The organism is Shewanella sp. SG44-2 (genome assembly GCF_014164215.1).
Taxonomy (GTDB): Bacteria; Pseudomonadota; Gammaproteobacteria; order Enterobacterales; family Shewanellaceae; genus Shewanella; species Shewanella frigidimarina.
This window is the reverse complement of record NZ_JACJEU010000003.1, coordinates 1-19,670: the sequence shown is the minus strand read 5'-3', so window position 1 is coordinate 19,670 and position 19,670 is coordinate 1. Positions and strand designations below refer to the sequence as shown.

Below are 19,670 nucleotides of genomic sequence, written 5' to 3'. Positions count from 1 at the left end.
ACCTTAACGACTGATCACACGTACTTGAGCAAATTGTCTATGCCCAGCAGCCGTGCCATGAAAACCGAAACCACTTTGCTTTGCGCCAACCCAAGGGGCATTACCACCGCCCACACCTTGGTTTACGCCCACCATGCCAGCTTCAAGCTGATCGGCAACGGCATTCGCACTAGGGCCACCAAATACCACTGCACCTAAACCATAATGACTGTTATTGGCACGACTAATAGCTTCATCAATGTCACCAAAGCGACTAATGGCGACAACAGGCCCGAAGGTTTCTTCTGTTTCGAGTTGCATCTGTGGGGTGATGTTACTGACTACCGTGGGTTGAATAAACGGTAATGCATAATCATCGCTGCCCAATAAAAAGCTCGCTCCTTTGGCTTTGGCATCTTTTAACTGCTCAAGCACTTTTTGATGTTGGATTGGATTGACTATTGGACCAATATTCACATTTGCACCATCCCATGCACCAACACGATACCGACTAGCAAGCGCTACCACTTTTTGCTCAAACTCATCGGCAATACGTTCATCCACATAAACACGTTCAGTTGAGGTACACATTTGCCCTGCATTTTCAAACGAACTGGCTACAGCAAAGCGCACCGCGGCATCCATATTGGCACCCGCCATCACAATCATAGGATCGTTGCCGCCAAGCTCCATCACTAGGCGTTTTAAGCCAGACGCCGCATTGGCCATAATGTGTTTACCTGCGGCCATCGACCCAGTAAACGCCACCATGTTAATGTCTGCCGCCACTAATGCTTGACCAAGGGCTTTGCCACCTTGAACCACCTGCAGCACGTGCTGTGGTAACACCTGGTTAAGTGTATTAATAAATAACTCAGCTACCAGCGGGGTTTCTTCAGACGGCTTTAACACCACACTATTACCTGCAATTAACGCAGGCATTAATAAGTTATTGGCCATCGCAAGTGGATAATTCCATGGCGAAATCACGGCTACCACACCCAAAGGACGATATTGTAATTCAGTGCGATTCCCCACATCTTCGGTGGCTAATGCATCACCGATTTCACTGGCAAAATAGCCTGCATTTTGTAATGTACCGCCGACTTCATAAGTGGCCCGACGATAATCTTTACCCATTTCTTGGCCAATAAGTGTCGCCAGCTCATCTTGAACCGCGTGCAATTGTTGATACGCTTTTACCACATACTGCTGACGCTCTATTAAAGGCAAGCTTGCCCATGCCTTTTGAGCAACCTTCGCATTGTTTATTACGGTAGGTAATTGCTCAATAGCGGTTGTTTCGACACTACCGACTGCAGTGGCTTCAATGTGTTCACCAACATAGTGATAGCTCGCGGGATCGTAAGAGGTTAATACTGCCATGGAGAAACATTCCTTAATGGTACTAAAGTGACGCTAGTCTAATTACTGCCTATTTTGATACAATGGAATACAAAAGCAACCAGTATACTTTTAGTAACCTAGAATAATTTAAATTAAATTTATGAAAACTAAAATTGAAACAATGACTAACGGTCAAAAAAAAGTTATCAACGCTTGTGCTGAACCCTGCTCGGTCGAGCGCGGTATGCGTGTATTAGGCGGTAAATGGAAAGCATCCATTTTATGGCACCTGCAAGATGGTCCAGTTCGATTTAATGATTTATCGCGCATGCTAGGCGGGGCAAGTAAAAAAATGGTCGACCAACGCCTTAAAGAATTAGAATCTCAAGGACTCGTGACTCGCCATGTGATTAGTGATCGCCCTATTGCAGTGTCTTATAGCATTACCGAACTTGGTCGCACTGCATTGGATATTTTAGAACGCTTAAAAGACTGGGCTGATGAATACATTGTTTAGTAAAAACAACTATGGCCTGTAGTTCACCACAAAAATTAATTATCTGACAATAAAAAGCTTAATGATCACAATATTATTACAATATGTTAAACTTGCCCCAATTACGGATATGAAATGCATGGAAGCCTTAATTTAAGGTGTTGTTATTTATGTTGCGTTACTTATCTGTGGTGATTTTGGTCATTACATTTTTCAGTTCGCCGGTTTCAAATGCTAGACCCGCCGTCACTTTTTACACTGAAAGCTATCCTCCATTTCAGTCGCTAAATCCCCAAGGAGAGTTGGTTGGATTTTCGATTGATGTGTTACATGCTGCCCAGCAATACCTCGATTTTGATATCAATATTCAAATCATGCCTTGGAATCGGGCATATAAAAATGCAGCAAAAAATCCTGATACCTTTATTTTTTCAATCGGTAAATCCGAAAAACGTTTACAGCAGTTTAAGTGGGTAAGCGATTTTTATACGGTGCAAAATGCTATTTACAAAAAAGCTTCTCGATCTGACATCAATATTGATAGCAAAGAAGATATTAATCGTTACACGCTAGCATTACCTAGAGGTGACATTTCACTCGACAGCCTAAATATTCAACATAAACACCCAAATGTATATTTAGTTTCAAATCAAACAAAAGCACTGAAAATGCTTTATTTTGAACGCGTGGATTTAATTAATAATAATAATATCGGTCTATCCGGTTCGGTAAAAGCACTTGGGCTTAAACAGTCTGATTTCACAGTGGCGTATGTTTATAATAATGTCGAACTAGGTCTAGCAACCCATAAAGAGACTCGGATTGAGTTACTCGAAATGATGCAACATGCATTTGATACAATTAAACAAAATGGTCAGTTCGAGCTTCTGGTAAAAAAATGGTTTCCTGAGCCCGTATCGCAACAAACAGCAACTCAGGTAGTGAGCCCAATAACAACTAAGCCTGATAAATCATCGTAAAACCACGATGGAACCACTGTTTATTTAACTGGCTCTTGTTGCTGAAACCAATGTATGGTTTCAGCAACATCAATTGTTAATAATCAAACCCTAACTGCGCTTTAATACCTTCGTTAAACGCATGCTTAATCGGTTGTACTTCGCTGACCGTATCGGCTAATTCAATGATGTCACGATGACAAGCACGGCCTGTAATAATTACGTGTTGCATTGGTGGGCGATTTCTTAATGCCGCTAATACTCGCTCAAGTTCGATATAGTGGTAACTGACCATGTAAGTCAGCTCATCAAGCAGCACCATATTAATCGATTCGTCTTTAAGCAACTTTTCTGCTTCAAGCCAGGCTTCCATTGCGGCTTGGGTATCTTTTTCTTTATCTTGAGTTTCCCAGGTAAAGCCGGTGCCCATTACATGAAATGGCACTCCAGCACCTTCGAGTAAATTACGCTCACCACAAGCCCAAGTGCCTTTAATAAATTGCACCACTGCCGCTTTATGGCCATGGCCTACAGCGCGGGTAATTGAACCAAAACCTGAAGTAGATTTGCCTTTACCGTTACCGGTTAATACTAACAAAATGCCTTTTTCATCTTGAGCGGCGGCAATTTTAGCATCTACGCCCACTTTGACTTTCTGCTGGCGGGCTTTATGACGTTCAGCTTTGCTTGCATCAATAGTGTTAGCTTGTTCATTTTCGTGGTTATCAGTTGTCATGAGATTATTCCTTTCAATGTATTCATGTCCAAATGCGCTTCTAATACGTCTGCAAGACGATTTAGTTGCTGCTCGCGGATTTGGTTAATATCGATAGTATGGCGACTGTCTAAGCCAGCCCATTGCAAAATAAGTTGGCATGCAGCGGGATGATCAAATAATCCATGCACATAGGTCGCTAAAATTTGTTGATCATTACTCACCATGCCATCAAGCTTGGTGATGGCCATTGGCTGCTGGGCATAGTGTTCAATCGACAGCGGCTGGATAACGTCGCTTTGAGTGAGTGAAGACTCACCACAATGGATCTCGTAACCACTAAACTCTGCCTGCTGGTCTTGTAAGCGTAAGTGACCCCTTACTTGAGTTAAGGTTTTGCTGGCAGTTAATACGGTAGTAATCGGTAATAAGCCCAATCCGTCACTGCAACCGGCACGGTCTTCAATGCCTAAAGGATCATCAATTAATTCACCGAGCATTTGGTAACCGCCGCAAATGCCGACGACTTTGCCGCCATAACGTAAATGTTTTTTTAAGGCAATATCCCAACCTTGCTCGCGCACAAAAGCTAAATCTGCACGGACATTTTTACTGCCAGGCAGTATGACTAAATCTGCTGCGGGCCAATGGGATGATTGAGCCATGGTCTGCATACTCACATAATGAAAATCAATATGCGGGTGTAAACGCAGTGGGTCAAAGTCGGTATGATTACTGATCCTTGGGTACACTAACACCAATACAGACAAACGCTGGCTGGCAGATAATACTGTTGATAATGAGTTTTTAGGGGTATCAATTAACGCATCTTCAGCGTCTAGATGTAGGTCGTGCAAATAAGGTAATACGCCTAATACAGGTTTGTTGGTATAGGCTTCAAGCCAATCAATACCTGGCTGCAACAAGCTGATGTCACCGCGAAAACGATTTATCACAAAGCCTTTTACTCGCGCTTGCTCAGACGAGCTTAATAACGCCAACGTACCAACTAAATGGGCAAACACGCCGCCTTTATCAATATCGGCAATAATGATCACTGGGCAATCGGCCACTTCGGCAAAGCCCATATTGGCAATATCGCCTTCACGTAAATTGATTTCTGCCGGACTACCCGCCCCTTCAATCACCACTAACGAATATTGTTGCTGTAAGCGCCTGTAAGATTGCATCACTGCCGCTAACGCTAAGGTTTTATAACCATGACTCTCGGGTCCGAAAAAGGCCTTGGCTTCTAATGTTGTCAGCGCCTTACCGTGAATAATCACCTGGGCACCGGTATCAGAACTTGGCTTTAACAACACCGGATTAAAATCTGTATGGGGCGCTAAACCACAAGCAATAGCTTGCAATGCTTGGGCTCGGCCAATTTCACCACCATCAATAGTCACGGCACTATTTAACGCCATATTTTGTGGTTTAAAAGGCGCGACATTAATGTTTTGACGGGAAAATAAACGACATAAACCTGCTACAAGCGTACTTTTACCTGCATCAGAGGTGGTGCCTTGCACCATTAATGCGCCACGTAATGTTGGAGCTTTTGGAGATTGATCGTCAACCAATGACATTATGCTTTTAAAGCCAACGGCAGGCCTGCAACTACTAGAGTGACTTGGTCAGAAATTGCGGCTATTTCTTGATTAAGCCAACCTGCTTCATCAACAAAACGACGATTTAACTCACCCATGGGAACAATGCCCGAGCCCACTTCATTACTGACTAACACCACATCGCTTTGCAAAGCAGACAAACTGTCGATGAGTAATGACTTTTGCGTGGCCCACGAGGCGCCGTCATTTAACAATAAATGATTGGTTAATAATAACGTCAGGCAATCGAGCAATATGACTTGTTGTGGTTTATCTATCGCCACCAATGTTTGGCCAACGTCATAAGCTTGCTCGTGCAATGTCCAGCTATGGGCGCTGGACATACGGTCTTGTTGGTGTCGATTAATGCGCGCAGACATTTCATGGTCTAACGCTGTGGCTGTGGCTAAGTAAACACATGAATAACCAATAGCAGCGTATTCCGCCACACATTGCTCTGCATATCGACTTTTACCGCTACGCGCACCGCCTAACACCAAATGAATCATTAGCTTAATCCAACCGCTAAAATAACTAAGTAACAACACACTTCGCTGATTTGCTGCGCAGCGCCTAGTGTGTCACCGGTGTAGCCACCAATTTGTTTGCGGAAAAAGCCACCTAACAAAATGCGTACTAGCCACAAGGTAATAAACAGCACAAATGCCGCGACACCGTTAAGCCATAACAACACAAAAATACCGCTGGCGATTAAAATAAATAAATCATTTAATTGCTGATCTTGGGCAATCGGCTTTGACTTGCTGGTGTCGTCATCTCGGACGTATTGCTCACTAAAAATCAAGCTTGATGCCACAACGCGGCTGAGTGTATGGCCTGCTACAAGCGCACTTACCGCCGCCATTGGGCTATATAAAGCCAGCTCAACTAGCAATTGCCATTTTAGCAATAACACTAATCCCAACGACAAGGCACCATAACTGCCCAAACGCGAATCTTTCATGATACGCAGCTTGTCTTCTACCGTCCAACCACCACCAAAACCATCTGCGGTATCGGCTAAGCCGTCTTCATGGAAGGCGCCGGTCACTAATACACCCGCCACCATGGCTAATAAAATGGCAATGCTTGCCGGTAAAATCAGCTGTGCAAGCCAAAATACCAACGCACAAATTAAGCCAATGAGTAAGCCCACTAAACCAAAATAACGGCTAGCTTTGTTGAGCTTATCGCTATCAATCACCACCCACGATGGAACGGGGATCCGAGTAAAAAAACTCATCGCCACAAAAAATAAATTTAACTGCCGCAACCATTTTATCTCGCCAGACATGTTGTTCCCTTAAACCACATTATTAACGCCAGCATCATCGAAACTGGCCATTTGATTGTAAAAATTCACCGCTGCTTGAATTAACGGTAACGCCAACGCAGCGCCAGTGCCTTCTCCAAGTCTTAATCCCAGCGACAACAATGGTGTTGCTTGTAGCTGTTGTAACAGAAGCTTATGTCCTTGCTCTTGCGACTCATGAGCAAAAACTAAATAGTCTCTTGATTGTGGAGATAATTTTACCGCAACTAATGCTGCAGCAGTAGCGATAAAACCATCAATCACCACTAATATTTTTTGTTCCGCTGCCGCCAGTATCGCCCCGGTCATTTGCACTATTTCAAAACCGCCAACGTGAGCCAAAATTGCTTCAGGAGAAACTAACTCATGTTGATGTAAATCAAGTGCTTGGTTAATAAGTTTTGTTTTGATCACCAAGGTAGCATCATCTATTCCCGTGCCTCGACCAACACATTGCTCAACATCAATATTGAGCATAGCTGACATTACCGCAGTCGCAGCAGAAGTATTGCCGATACCCATTTCACCTAAAGCAATTAAATTACACCCAGCATCAACATGGCGAGCAATCAACTGTCGAGCAAATTCAAAACCTTGGGCGACTTTTTCAAGTGGCATAGCCGCCGCTAAATGCATTGCTTTAGTCCCTGCGCCTAAGCGTTGGTCGATAACATTTGCTTGGCCTGTAAGCGGTTGTAATATTCCGCAATCGATAATTTCGAGCTCAAACCCAACTTGGCGACAAAACACATTAATTGCCGCGCCGCCTTGGACAAAATTATGCACCATTTGAGTGGTCACTTCGCTTGGCGCAATCGACACGCCGTAAGCGGCAATACCATGGTCAGCAGCAAACACTAACATCGTTGGCTTAGTGATTTGCAGCGGTGTGCTTAACGACTGTTTATCGCCGCGGTACTGCACCCGAGCAATTTTTAATGCCAAAGATTCTAGTTGCCCTAACGCCCCTAATGGTTTGGTTTTTTGATTAATCTTATGTTGAATATTGGCATCAACATCTGACTTAACAGCTTCTATGACAAACATGAAAACTCCAGCAATTTGGGCAGATAAATTCAATATGATGTATTGCAGCACTCATCCAATTCTTATAAAAGTACCTCTCTAAACGCTTATTAAAGTGATTAGAGAAGTACTTATCAAAAGGCTTAGCGTTTAACGGCGTTGACGCAAAATAAACAAGAAAAATACGCTGCCCAATGCAGCAGTAATAATGCCGACAGGCAATTCTTGGTTAAATAAAATGCATCGTGCTATCACGTCAATCCACACCATAAATAAGCCACCCAACATCGCGGTTAAGATCATCGGCTGACGTCCGGAAAATAATAGCCTAACCGTATGCGGGATCATCAAACCAACAAAACCAATGCCACCACAAGTTGCCACCAACATTGCCGTAATAAGCGAACACAGTAACAACATACTTAAGCGCAATTTTGCGACATTAATGCCTAATGTATGAGCCGTTTCATCACCCGCTTGCAGCGCCATAATTTGCCGCCTGAACGCCAACATAACCAATAAACTAACCCCTACCGTCACACTGGGTAAGAGTAAATTAGACCAACTGGCTTTAGCAAAACTGCCTAAGCTCCAAAACAATACTGACGCCGCAGCCTGTGGAGTCGAAAAATACAACAGCAAGCTGGTCAATGCCCCAAATAGAAACGACGTTGCCACACCAGACAGCAACATACGTTCAACCTGGCTACTTCGACCAGATCCCGATAACATAAATACCACCAGCACTGATAAACTGGCGCCGATGAATGCTCCTATCGGTATACTTAATGTCGACCAAGACCACCAAGGTTGTGCGGTAAAGCTTGGCGCTATGGTCAATACTCCAGAAAACATCTCGGCAAATAAACCGGTCTGGCTGAATAACGACACCACTAACACCGCACCAAATGACGCCCCGGAGCTAATGCCAAATAAATACGGGTCGGCTAACGGATTGCGGGTCACAGTTTGTAAAACACTGCCGGCTATAGATAACCCTGCGCCAGCCACAAAGGCCAACAAAATTCGCGGTAAGCGTAATTCAAGCACAATACGTTGGGTTATCGTAACCGCATGTTCACGGCCATCAATCGCACTCGGCATGTCGCCGCCTAATAAGGTATTAAATATCATTAATACGTCATTAAGATGAATGTTGGCCGCCCCAAAACTGGCGGCAAATATCGGGGTAAGCAGCGTAGCCAATACCAACAGACTGAAACAAACATAGTAGCGACGTTGCGATGCATCAATCATGATCGGGGCATCCTTTCTGGCTAGGTTGGTAACCATAAAAATAACTAATCAGCGGCTTACCGTGTTGTGGGTGAAGATTAATGTCGCAGCACACACCAAACACCTCACTAATTTGCCGTTCGGTTAGCACTTCTGTTGGGGTACCTTTAGCAATTAAACGCCCTTGATCAAGTAGCAGTAATTTATCGCACATTGCACTGGCTAAATTCAGATCGTGTATAGAAGCAATAACACTAATGCCTAATGATTTAACCAGTTCAAGGATTTGAATTTGATAACGAATATCTAAGTGGTTAGTCGGTTCATCTAAAATTAGAATATGCGGCTGTTGCACAATGGCGCGGGCAATAAGGGCGCGTTGTTTTTCACCACCAGATAACAGTTCATACTGTTGTTGGGCTTTTTGCTGCAATCCAACTTTGGTTAAGGCACTTACCACACGTTCACGGTCTTGGGCAGTGTTTGAGTCAAACAAGCCTTTATGCGGAGTAAGCCCCATCGCCACTAACTGCTCGGTAGTCATGTCAAAATAATGCGGGGTATCTTGTTGCACCACAGCAATATTCTGCGCTAACAACTTAGAAGAATATTCACCGATGGGTTTAGAAAATATCTCAATATCGCCACTGGTTGGCACAATATAACGATACAAGCAGCGCAACAGGCTCGACTTTCCTGCACCATTTGGGCCTATTAACCCTAGCATTTGACCTTTAGGCAAACTGAAATGAATGTCCGCCAGAATCGTTTTATTATCGACTTGCCAAAAAAGATGATTTACATCTAATACAGATTCAGACATGAAAGTTAGCCCGCCATGTCCAATTATTTAACACAAACATTTATTTAATAACTCCCCTAAGTCACCCGCTTAGGCATGGATATTGAGGCGATTCAAAGCTGGTATCTGACTTATGTCCCCATACTCGATGGGTACATCTACAGTTGCGGGTACAGTTTGGGCTTATCCCAATTCCCAATACCTTGAAAGGCACTATGGTTTCGACGCAGATTATTACGACAATTATGACGCACGCTATTATGCAAATTATAGCGAAAAATGATGACACTAGGGTTGTAACGTTAAGCTCATGAAATGTTACGGCCAATGTAAGGTAAAGCTCACTTTAGCGGTATTGTTATTCATTGCAGTCGCTTGAAAACCGTCAACCTTATCAACATCATCAGGCCAATATACATCGAGCACCATAATAGCAGCATAGGGGATCGCTAGGTTAGCGAATAATCCGCTAGATTGGCCAACCTTAAGCACATAGCCCATTAAGCAGCGCATCACCCCACCGTGAGTAATCACTAACGCATGGGGGCAATCGACAGCTTGAGCGGTTTGCGGCACGTTTTGCCCTTGTTGTTCGTCGATTGACAGTAAACAAGAGTGCTGCTGTTGACATGAGCGCCACAGTTCATCAACCACGCTCATAAGCCCGGTCTCCACTCGCGCAGCAAAATCAATCACCGACTCGGCTTTATCTGGCGTGCTTTCAGCCGACCATGGGTTATCCCAATAGGCATCAAATTTAGCGGGGTTTTGCTGGTAAATTGCATCAAACGATTGCCCATCCCACACACCAAAATCAATTTCTTGCAGTGCTGGTATCGTCATTAACGGTAATGTTAATCGCTGCGTTAAAGGCTGGCTGAATTGCTGGCACCGTTGCAATGGTGAACTAAACACATGGCTAATGGGGAATTGCAGCTCTGCAAATGCTTGCTGCATTTGGGCCATCCCTGTCTCGGTAAGTTGTACATCGGTTTGGCCGCGAAATATAGACCCACCTTCGCATTCTCCATGGCGCATTAAAATTATCTTGGCTTGTTTCATTTAATTCAGCCTTGCTCTGGCAGTAAAAACTCGCGTACTATGGACGTCTATACGTTTATATGTCTAAAATACTATCTTAACAGGTAATCATTTAGAAGATAATCATTGTACGCAACAATTGTCCACGGCAGTTGTCTGCAACGGTTAACGCAACCATTGCAAATGACCGTTGAACATAACAATGATGTTATCGCCCTACTATTGTAAAAATAAGGGTATGCTTATCTCAATCAAGGTATCAAGCAACATAGTGATAAAAAGGTAACTGTTATGGCGAAATCGACTTCTTACAGTCAAACACTTGAACAACTTAATGCATTGTTAGCGCAGCGTATTGTGATTTTAGATGGCGCCATGGGCACCATGATCCAAGACTATAAGTTGGAAGAAGAAGATTATCGTGGCGAGCGTTTTAAAGATTGGCATTGCGATGTTAAAGGCAACAATGATTTATTAGTACTCAGCCAACCGCAAATCATTAAAGATATTCATACTCAGTACCTGCTAAACGGTGCCGACATTATTGAAACCAACACCTTTAATGCCACCACCATTGCCATGGCCGACTACGACATGCAGTCACTGGCTGCTGAAATTAACCTTGCTGGCGCCCGAGTCGCCCGCCAAGCAGCAGATGAAGTAGCAGCACAAACTGGTTCACCACGTTATGTTGCCGGTGTATTAGGCCCAACCAACCGTACCTGTTCTATCAGCCCAGACGTTAACGACCCAGGGTTTCGTAATGTCAGTTTCGATCAATTAGTTGAAGCTTATGTCGAATCAACCAGCGCCTTAATTGAAGGCGGCGCCGATATCATTATGGTTGAAACCATTTTTGATACCTTAAACGCCAAAGCCGCCCTGTTCGCGATTGAAAAAGTATTCGATCAGCTTGGCGATCGCTTACCCGTTATGATCTCGGGCACTATTACCGACGCCTCAGGCCGCACACTAACCGGCCAAACAACCGAAGCCTTCTATAACTCTTTACGCCACATCAAGCCGTTATCGATTGGCCTTAACTGCGCCCTTGGGCCTAAAGAGTTACGCCCGTACGTTGAAGAATTGTCACGTATTGCCGAATGTTATGTTTCCGCCCACCCAAATGCTGGCTTACCCAACGAATTTGGTGGCTATGATGAAACCCCAGAAGAAATGGCCGAAGTCATTAATCAATGGGCGCAAGAAGGCATGCTCAATATTGTCGGCGGCTGTTGTGGCAGTACACCAGCTCACATTAGCGCCATCCGTGAAGCAGTACTCAGACATGAACCAAGACAGATCCCAGATCTTCCAGTCGCGTGTCGTTTATCTGGCCTAGAACCACTTACCATCGATAAAAACTCGTTATTTGTGAACGTCGGCGAGCGCGCTAACGTGACCGGTTCGGCTAAATTTTTACGCTTAATTAAAGAAGAAAAGTTCGAAGAAGCGTTAGATGTCGTGCGCGAGCAAGTTGAAAATGGCGCGCAAATTATCGACGTCAACATGGACGAAGGTATGCTCGATGGCGTAGCGTCTATGGCGAAGTTTTTAAACTTAATCGCCTCTGAGCCCGACATCTCGCGTGTGCCAATCATGATTGACTCATCAAAATGGGAAGTGATAGAAGCGGGCCTTAAATGTGTTCAAGGCAAGTCGATTGTTAACTCTATTTCGATGAAAGAAGGCGAAGCCAAGTTTATTGAGCAAGCTACCTTAGTGAAGCGCTATGGCGCTGCCGCCATTGTCATGGCCTTTGACGAAGACGGCCAAGCTGATACACGTGAGCGTAAAACCCAAATCTGTACCCGTGCTTATCGCATTTTGGTCGATGTGGTTGGCTTTCCACCAGAAGACATTATTTTTGATCCCAATATCTTCGCCATTGCCACCGGTATCGATGAACACGACAACTATGCCGTCGACTTTATCGAATCGATAAAAGACATCAAAGCCACCTTGCCACACGCGATGATCTCCGGTGGCGTGTCTAACGTGTCATTCTCGTTCCGTGGTAACAACCCAGTACGCGAAGCCATTCACGCGGTATTTTTATACCATGCCATTCAAGCAGGCATGGACATGGGTATTGTTAACGCAGGTCAGTTAGCCATATACGATGATATTGACCCAGAGCTCAAAAAACGGGTTGAAAACGTAGTCCAAAACTTACCTTGCCCGGTTGCCGACTCAAGTAACACCGAACAACTGCTCGACATCGCTGAAAGCTTTAGAGGTGATGGCTCGCAAGTGGCCAAAAAAGAAGATTTAGCTTGGCGCAGTTGGCCGGTGTCTAAACGCTTGTCGCACGCATTGGTTAAAGGCATTACCGAATTTATTGATGAAGACACCGAAGCCGCTCGCCTAGAAGCCGTGCGCCCACTCGATGTTATCGAAGGCTCGTTAATGGACGGCATGAACGTGGTCGGCGACTTATTTGGCGCGGGCAAAATGTTCTTACCACAAGTGGTTAAATCGGCTCGGGTAATGAAAAAAGCCGTCGCTTACCTTAATCCTTATATCGAACTTGAAAAGGTGGCTGGCCAGTCAAACGGGCGAATTTTAATGGTCACCGTAAAAGGTGATGTGCATGACATCGGTAAAAATATCGTCGGCGTGGTACTGGCCTGTAACGGCTACGAAGTGGTCGACCTTGGAGTGATGGTATCGGTCGATAAAATTCTCGATGCGGTAAAAGAGCATAATATCGACATCATCGGCATGTCAGGTTTAATCACCCCAAGTTTGGATGAAATGGTTCACAACGTCAAAACCTTCCATCGTGAAGGCTTAACCATCCCTGCAATTATTGGTGGTGCAACCTGCTCTAAAATTCATACTGCAGTAAAAATAGCCCCGCATTATCCACACGGTGCCATTTACATTGCCGATGCATCTCGCGCCGTGCCTATGGTGTCGAAACTGATTAATAACGCTACTCGTCAAGCCACCATCGACGAAGCCTACGCAGAATACGACATGATGCGTGAGAAACGTTTGTCGCAAACCAAGCGTAAAACCATCGTGTCGATTGAAGCGGCGCGCGAAAACCGTTGCAAACACGACTGGGACAGCTACACCCCATTCACGCCTAATGTATTAGGCCGCCAAGTGTTTGAAGACTACCCACTAGAAGACTTAGTTGAACGTATCGACTGGACGCCGTTCTTTAGAAGCTGGGAGTTGCACGGCCATTACCCAGAAATTTTAAAAGACAAAGTCGTCGGCGAAGAAGCGGTTAAATTGTTTGCTGATGGCCAAGCCATGCTGAAACAAATCATTGCTGAAAAGTGGCTTACCGCCAAAGCAGTAATCGGTTTATTCCCAGCCAATACCGTCAACCATGACGACATTGAACTGTATACCGATGAAAGCCGCACCACATTGGAAATGACCACTCATCATCTACGTATGCAGCTTGAACGCGTGGGTAACGACAACTTCTGTTTATCAGACTTTGTTGCCCCAAAAGATTCAGGCGTTGCTGATTACATGGGCGGTTTTGCGGTAACGACGGGGCACGGTATTGATGAACATGTTGCCCGCTTTGAAGCCAATCACGATGACTACAACGCTATTATGCTCAAATGCTTAGCAGACCGTTTAGCCGAAGCTTTCGCCGAGCGTATGCACGAACGTGTTCGTAAAGAGTTTTGGGGTTATGCAGCGGATGAAGTGCTCGATAACGAAGCGTTAATTCGCGAACGTTATAAAGGCATTCGCCCTGCACCAGGTTACCCAGCATGCCCTGACCACACTGAAAAAGGTTTGTTATGGGATTTACTCAAACCCGATGAAACGATTGATTTGAACATCACCGAAAGCTTTGCCATGTACCCAACGGCTGCGGTATCTGGCTGGTACTTTGCCCATCCGAAATCACGCTATTTTGGTGTGACCAATATTGGTAAAGATCAGGTAGAAGACTATGCCCAGCGTAAAGGCATGACGTTGGCAGAAGCAGAGAAGTGGTTGTCACCGATATTGGACTATGATCCAGAATAGATTTATTTCGAATAGAATAAGGTCAAGAGTAGAGAATGATCTCGAATAGGGAGTGATTCAAATAAAGAGTAACCCTGAGTCATCACGGTTACTCTTTTTTATGTCCAAACTTCGTTTGGATTAAGGTCGTAAGGTTCCACCCTGCACGGGCCTGCGATCACCAACCTCGCGGTGCTTCGCCCACACCAGACCAAAAGAAAGCCAAAGGTACCTCTCTCATGGATCACTCAACCAGATTGTTGCCCGTGGACTTTGACTTGTTTGGATACTATTAAAGCTACGGTTTATTGATACACGCTGCCATTGTGTTTTAGCCAGCCGCCTGGGTGTTGGCCGCGTGGGTCGTGGTGAGTCCAATGGATGACGCCACCTTTGTTGTTAAATTCATAAACACCGTAAAATTCGACGGTATCACCGACATTTAAGTTTTCTATCCGTGGGGCTAAATCAATATTATGGGCAACTAATAGCGTGTTTCCGCTGGCTATTTTTAGAATAAATCGTTGATGGCGGCTGCCTTTTAAATCATCGGAAAGTATTTTTACCACATCCCCTGAACCACCGATTTGAAGGTTACTCTGCTTATTATCAATGGCATTTTGTAACGCACTATCACTGCCAGCGGTATAGCCAGCGTAAACGTTTTGTACAATTTGAGTTGTTTGCCCCTTTTGATCCAAAAAGCCAAATATCGCGAGACCAAGTAAACAGATAACTAAGATTTTTTTCATGCTTATCAATTCCTTTTAAACAACAATCAAAATAAAGCTAAACAAAAACGCGATAGTTTATCGCGTTTTTAATGAGTAATCTAACGTCCAAAATCTATTTAATCGACTCTAGCCATTGATTGAATGATAACGCTGGCATAGCACCGGATTGTTGTGCAAGCACTTTGCCTTGTTTAAATACCATCAAGGTTGGGATCGAGCGAATATTGAATTGGGCAGCAAGGGCTTGTTGCTCTTCGGTGTTGAGCTTGCCGAAACGAAACTTAGGTTCCCATTTCTTGGCTGCTTGAGTAAATACCGGCGCAAAATTTTTACACGGACCGCACCAGCTGGCCCAAAAGTCGACCACCAGTGGTAACTCTGATTTATTAGCATAGTGGCTAAAATTGGCAGCAGTAAGCTCTATCGGTTCACCAACGAATAGGCTTTGTTTACACTTCCCACAGGTTGGTTGTTGTTCAAGACGTTCTTCCGGTACGCGATTTAAGGTATCGCAATGGGGGCAAGCTATTATCATGATTAGACCTCATCAACTTCATTATCGAGACTCTTCAATCATAAACCTTGTTGGTGTGTTAAACGAATAATCGTTTTAATTTATTATATTATGGCCTGCTGCCATCAACGCTTAACATCGCAAGGTTCCACCCTGCCGGATTAATTCGCTTTATAGCCTGCGCCCACCAACGTCGTGGCGCTTCACCCACACCAGACCAAGAGGAAATCAACGGCTATTCCCTCTTTATTCATTATAAAAGAATTGGCCCAGCCACCTCGCAACATTTTTCCTAATGACTTAAATAGCAGCGGCGAAAAAGGTCGCCATGGGGATTGATCTAGCTTTGGACTTCATTTGTAGCCTGCTTCGGCCCATCTTATTAGTAAAGAGTGAAAATGCTAACGCTTCAGATGGTACATCTGGTGTGAATGGATTCACGAATGTCGTTATGGCAGGACGCCAAAGAACGACCTGTACCGCGAAAGCTAGCCTGACGTCCTGTCAGGCTCACGCTATTTTCTTCAACGGCCTCCTGATAAATGTATCTTACAAAAAATCAATATGATTTCTTACTCAACAAAAATAAATTTAGATGCAAACCATTTACATTTGGTATCTGAATCACACTTTAACGAATCTTTTTTGCCTGAAGTCAATTTATCGATTGAATCTTCATGATTTGATAAATCACCTGCTTCAGTTTTAAACACAATGTAGTACATTTTATTAGCCGGTAATACAGTGAAATAACTTAATGTTCGCTCCGATGATATTAAAGACACAAATGCATCCAAAGGTGTGTTTTTTTCTTTACTACCTATTTGTGCTAGTTCAGTAAAAATCTGAGGTTCATATAACTTTGTATAGCCAATTTTAATATCTTCCGAAAGTACCTCGTAAATTTTCAACGGTGATTTTGATAGATCAAAATTAATTGACGAATTACCCATGTTAGTTATTTTAACCTTAACAATTAGACCCTTGCTAACATTCTTGCTCAAACCTAGACTATCAGAATAAGGAACTACTTCAGTTGACAACTCTAATTTTTGAAGATTCAATATTTCTTAATTTTACTTTTAAATCTTTTAATTGAGCATTAGCAAAATCTCGTTGACTTAAAATATTAAAAGTAGAAACAACCCATATTCCTGTAGCAACCAACCCTATCGCAGCAATAATATTATAAAAAGTAGAACTAATGGTAGTATGATTTCCAAGAGATCCATCTGTATGCTTATTAAAAATATAAAGATACAATATGACTATGAAAACTGCAGAGATAAATATAAGTAATAAAACCATATCAAACTCCTATTTCGCCTTCACTTTTTGTTTCAGGAAATACTATTCGCTCTTTTCCAATTAAAATGTCAGGCTGCACTGATCTATTCGATTTATTTGGTTTGTCTAAATTAGCTTTAATTCCTTCTCTATATAAATCAAAATTACCCTGACCTTGAGCCCTAATTAACTTCGCCGATGTATTTATTGCATTTATTTGCAATGATGACAACTCTAATTCTGCTCCTTCTACACTCTCAATTTCAACACCATATAATTGAGTTAAAAGCATTGCAAAAACAATTAATTTAATTGGATTCCCCTTTACTTCACTCCACATATTTCCTGGCGATAAAAAGGAATTTTTTGTTGTCAAAGTAAAATCATTCGCTAACCCACTCAAAACATATTGTTCTTCAAGAGTTTTTATCAAGTCATCGTTTAAATCGATATCCTCATTTGTAATTTTATCTGCTAGTAATTCTAACTTTTGAATAGCTCGTTGAAATTCAGTTAAATTAAATTGACTGATCTTATCTTTTTCATCTATTCGAGTCGAAAAATAAAGACTATCACCTTGTCTAAAAACTCCGTATAACCAATGAGAAAATAACTCTTTATTTGTATCACTTATTGAAAATAATGTTTGATGAGCACTAAAGCTAGGTTTAATTGGTTTAGGAATAGTACTTCGTTCCTTAGGATATTCCCACTCCACTTTACGTCTTAATTGATAGTCTAGTTTACGGTCAAATTCCTTACCATTTGTGTCAAGTAGAACTAAATTTTTGTGCTCAATATAAGCTTCTGATTTTATCGTGCCTAATAAAACAACTTTATCACTCACTGTTATTATTATATCACCAATTTTCATTGAATTAACAAAGGTACACACTTGAGTTACTTTTGCTGAAACTTGATTCATACTTTCTGGAACATGCTCGTCTGGCCCAAATAAATCCTCATCATTTTCATCATTTGATAATTTATCATTTACAACTTTATCTACTATATTTATAACATTATCATCAGTAGAAGTGTCAATCTGTGAAGTTGAACCTTGGAGGCTGTTAAAGGCTTTTGTCAATGACACTGAGTCAATTTTTTCTAATATGCCTTCTTGAGGATTTAACTGATCTATATGCCCCAAAGCGACTACATTATTATTTTTAAAATGATTAAAGTACTTAGCTCGCTTTCCAGCTCGAACTACCCAATAGTTAACATCATTATCAATTACCTGTAACTTCATATAGAACCTTATTAATAATTGTGGAAGAAGTGAATTTCATATTTCTATAGTGATCTGCATTTTTCAAAAACTAAGACATTCCTAGTATCTAATATTTTCTGGTAGATATGTTCTATCAAACTCTGCTTTTAAATCGGCTTTCTGGTTGATGCAAGTGACCATATGCTCGTCAGATTTAAAGTTTTTACAATCCTCAGGAACAAGGTAATACTTACGCCATGCTTCGGTTTTACGTATCCGTGCAATTTCTTGTTGTTTGGCTATCTGTTGTCTTTTCACTTTATCTTGTCTAGCCAATTGTTGCGCTTGGTACTCTGCACGTTGGCGATCTTTCGCTGCTTGTTGACGAACTAATTGTGCTTGCTTTTGTTGCATGGCTAATTCGTTAAGCTCTTGGGTTACACGGTATTCAACATAATTGGCATAGCCAATCTTCACTAACAGAGTGATTAAGCCTGCTAGCAAAATTCCAAGCGTAATTTGTAAAACTGATTTCATCCATTAACTTCCAAACATCGTTAACAACACAATGGAAAAGCTGAATAAACCCAATCAGCTCAAATGTTACAGGCTCTTTCTGCACACTATTTCAATATAAATAATTTACGAGGATAGGAACTGCTTTAGGATGAGAGTTTTGTATCTATCGCTTATACAGCGGTTTGAAACTAAGCTGCTGGCTCATTTTTGAGTGCAGTTCATCTTCCTGATGTGTGTTCCGCCACAAACTAGTTGGTTTGTAGGGCAATCCTTGTATTAATAACTTTATAAGTTAACCACAATAAACCTGCGGTTAAAATCTGTCCACTAATTTATTGTAAATAATGATAATTATTAGCTAGTTAAATATTCTACTCATTTAAAGTTTCGAGTTGTCTCTGAACTTGAGGTCGTTGAAGAAAATGGCGTGAGTCCAGACATGGATGTCTGGCTAGCTTTCGAGGTACAGGATGTACCATCGGAAGCGTTAGCATTTTCGAATAAGACCGAGGCAAGATTCAAATGAGGTTAAAAGCTGGATCTGACCCCATGGCGACCTTTTCGCTGTTTGAAAATGTTGCGGGGCGGCTGGGAGTTCCAAGAGGGAACAGCCGTTGGTTTCCTTTTGGTCTGGTGTGGGTGAAGCGCCACGACGTTAGTGGCCGAAGGCCATAACCTAAACAAGCTTTGGGGCAAAGACGTGTTTCAAGGTGGCCTAATGAATGACCGTAAATTGCACATAATTACTAAATCTCTACTACGTTCTGCCCCTGATAATGTTAAAATCTCCGCATCAGAATTACCGAGAAACTCAATGTTTATCCATCATGTTAACGGCATCGACTGGCTAGTGATCACAGCTTTTGAAGAACTGAAAACTATGTTTATCGAAG

The 19,670-nt window shown here is 42.7% G+C and carries 19 protein-coding genes and 1 riboswitch; of the genes, 3 read left to right on the top strand and 16 right to left on the bottom strand.

Going from position 1 to position 19,670, the window contains the following annotated elements; all coding sequences use genetic code 11:
- Positions 1 to 3: 3 nt before the first annotated feature.
- Complete coding sequence (locus H5181_RS02915; protein ID WP_220491641.1) at positions 4 to 1,365, bottom strand: aldehyde dehydrogenase; 1,362 nt, start codon at positions 1,363 to 1,365, stop codon at positions 4 to 6.
- Between the two features lie 121 nt (positions 1,366 to 1,486).
- Here H5181_RS02915 and H5181_RS02910 point away from each other — a divergent pair, with 121 nt between their 5' ends.
- Positions 1,487 to 1,843, top strand: coding sequence for a helix-turn-helix domain-containing protein (locus H5181_RS02910; RefSeq protein WP_011636356.1), 357 nt, complete (start codon positions 1,487 to 1,489; stop codon positions 1,841 to 1,843).
- Positions 1,844 to 1,992: 149 nt separating this feature from the next.
- The gene (locus tag H5181_RS02905) at positions 1,993 to 2,802 is read left to right on the top strand and encodes an ABC transporter substrate-binding protein (RefSeq protein WP_182750183.1); all 810 of its coding nucleotides are present in this window, start codon (positions 1,993 to 1,995) and stop codon (positions 2,800 to 2,802) included.
- Positions 2,803 to 2,878: 76 nt separating this feature from the next.
- Here the strand turns inward: H5181_RS02905 and cobO are convergent, their stop codons facing one another.
- The 8 genes from cobO to H5181_RS02865 all read right to left on the bottom strand — a co-directional run bounded on the left by cobO (position 2,879) and on the right by H5181_RS02865 (position 10,544).
- Positions 2,879 to 3,517, bottom strand: coding sequence for a cob(I)yrinic acid a,c-diamide adenosyltransferase (gene cobO, locus H5181_RS02900; RefSeq protein WP_123777233.1), 639 nt, complete (start codon positions 3,515 to 3,517; stop codon positions 2,879 to 2,881).
- Entirely contained in the window at positions 3,514 to 5,085 is a 1,572-nt protein-coding gene (locus H5181_RS02895; protein ID WP_182750182.1) for a cobyric acid synthase, read from the bottom strand. Before H5181_RS02895 ends, cobO begins: the two co-directional genes overlap by 4 nt.
- On the bottom strand, positions 5,085 to 5,615 hold the full coding sequence (gene cobU, locus H5181_RS02890) for a bifunctional adenosylcobinamide kinase/adenosylcobinamide-phosphate guanylyltransferase (RefSeq protein WP_182750181.1): 531 nt from the start codon (positions 5,613 to 5,615) through the stop codon (positions 5,085 to 5,087). The genes H5181_RS02895 and cobU overlap by 1 nt, the downstream gene beginning before the upstream one ends.
- A complete protein-coding gene (locus tag H5181_RS02885) occupies positions 5,615 to 6,400 on the bottom strand; it encodes an adenosylcobinamide-GDP ribazoletransferase (RefSeq protein WP_011636351.1) in 786 nt (261 codons plus the stop codon). Before H5181_RS02885 ends, cobU begins: the two co-directional genes overlap by 1 nt.
- A gap of 9 nt (positions 6,401 to 6,409) precedes the next feature.
- Positions 6,410 to 7,465 carry a nicotinate-nucleotide--dimethylbenzimidazole phosphoribosyltransferase gene (gene cobT, locus H5181_RS02880; RefSeq protein WP_182750180.1) on the bottom strand — a complete coding sequence of 352 codons (1,056 nt, stop codon included), beginning with the start codon at positions 7,463 to 7,465 and terminating at the stop codon, positions 6,410 to 6,412.
- Positions 7,466 to 7,594: 129 nt separating this feature from the next.
- Complete coding sequence (locus H5181_RS02875; RefSeq protein WP_182750179.1) at positions 7,595 to 8,701, bottom strand: iron ABC transporter permease; 1,107 nt, start codon at positions 8,699 to 8,701, stop codon at positions 7,595 to 7,597.
- Positions 8,694 to 9,503, bottom strand: a complete 810-nt coding sequence (locus tag H5181_RS02870; protein ID WP_182750178.1) for an ABC transporter ATP-binding protein — start codon at positions 9,501 to 9,503, stop codon at positions 8,694 to 8,696. Before H5181_RS02870 ends, H5181_RS02875 begins: the two co-directional genes overlap by 8 nt.
- Before the next feature lie 78 nt (positions 9,504 to 9,581).
- A riboswitch (cobalamin riboswitch) is annotated at positions 9,582 to 9,715 on the bottom strand.
- 85 nt (positions 9,716 to 9,800) lie between these two features.
- Positions 9,801 to 10,544 (bottom strand): histidine phosphatase family protein, encoded by a 744-nt coding sequence (locus H5181_RS02865; protein WP_182750177.1) that lies wholly within the window; start codon positions 10,542 to 10,544, stop codon positions 9,801 to 9,803.
- 270 nt (positions 10,545 to 10,814) lie between these two features.
- On the opposite strand from H5181_RS02865, the gene metH reads away from it, so the two are divergent.
- Positions 10,815 to 14,531: a methionine synthase gene (gene metH, locus H5181_RS02860; protein ID WP_182750176.1), complete on the top strand. Its 3,717-nt coding sequence runs from the start codon at positions 10,815 to 10,817 to the stop codon at positions 14,529 to 14,531.
- Between the two features lie 284 nt (positions 14,532 to 14,815).
- On the opposite strand, the gene H5181_RS02855 is transcribed toward metH, so the two are convergent.
- From H5181_RS02855 to H5181_RS02830, 7 genes are all read right to left on the bottom strand, one after another.
- Positions 14,816 to 15,262, bottom strand: a complete 447-nt coding sequence (locus H5181_RS02855; RefSeq protein WP_182750175.1) for a DUF3465 domain-containing protein — start codon at positions 15,260 to 15,262, stop codon at positions 14,816 to 14,818.
- Between the two features lie 94 nt (positions 15,263 to 15,356).
- Entirely contained in the window at positions 15,357 to 15,779 is a 423-nt protein-coding gene (gene trxC / locus H5181_RS02850) for a thioredoxin TrxC (RefSeq protein ID WP_182750174.1), read from the bottom strand.
- 88 nt (positions 15,780 to 15,867) lie between these two features.
- Complete coding sequence (locus H5181_RS20660) at positions 15,868 to 15,990, bottom strand: hypothetical protein (RefSeq protein ID WP_259396925.1); 123 nt, start codon at positions 15,988 to 15,990, stop codon at positions 15,868 to 15,870.
- Between the two features lie 340 nt (positions 15,991 to 16,330).
- Positions 16,331 to 16,801 carry a hypothetical protein gene (locus H5181_RS02845; RefSeq protein ID WP_220491640.1) on the bottom strand — a complete coding sequence of 157 codons (471 nt, stop codon included), beginning with the start codon at positions 16,799 to 16,801 and terminating at the stop codon, positions 16,331 to 16,333.
- A complete protein-coding gene (locus tag H5181_RS02840; RefSeq protein WP_182750172.1) occupies positions 16,791 to 17,066 on the bottom strand; it encodes a hypothetical protein in 276 nt (91 codons plus the stop codon). Before H5181_RS02840 ends, H5181_RS02845 begins: the two co-directional genes overlap by 11 nt.
- A gap of 1 nt (position 17,067) precedes the next feature.
- Positions 17,068 to 18,297 (bottom strand): hypothetical protein, encoded by a 1,230-nt coding sequence (locus H5181_RS02835; protein ID WP_182750171.1) that lies wholly within the window; start codon positions 18,295 to 18,297, stop codon positions 17,068 to 17,070.
- Positions 18,298 to 18,378: 81 nt separating this feature from the next.
- Positions 18,379 to 18,795 carry a hypothetical protein gene (locus tag H5181_RS02830; RefSeq protein ID WP_182750170.1) on the bottom strand — a complete coding sequence of 139 codons (417 nt, stop codon included), beginning with the start codon at positions 18,793 to 18,795 and terminating at the stop codon, positions 18,379 to 18,381.
- Between the last annotated feature and the right edge of the window lie 875 nt (positions 18,796 to 19,670).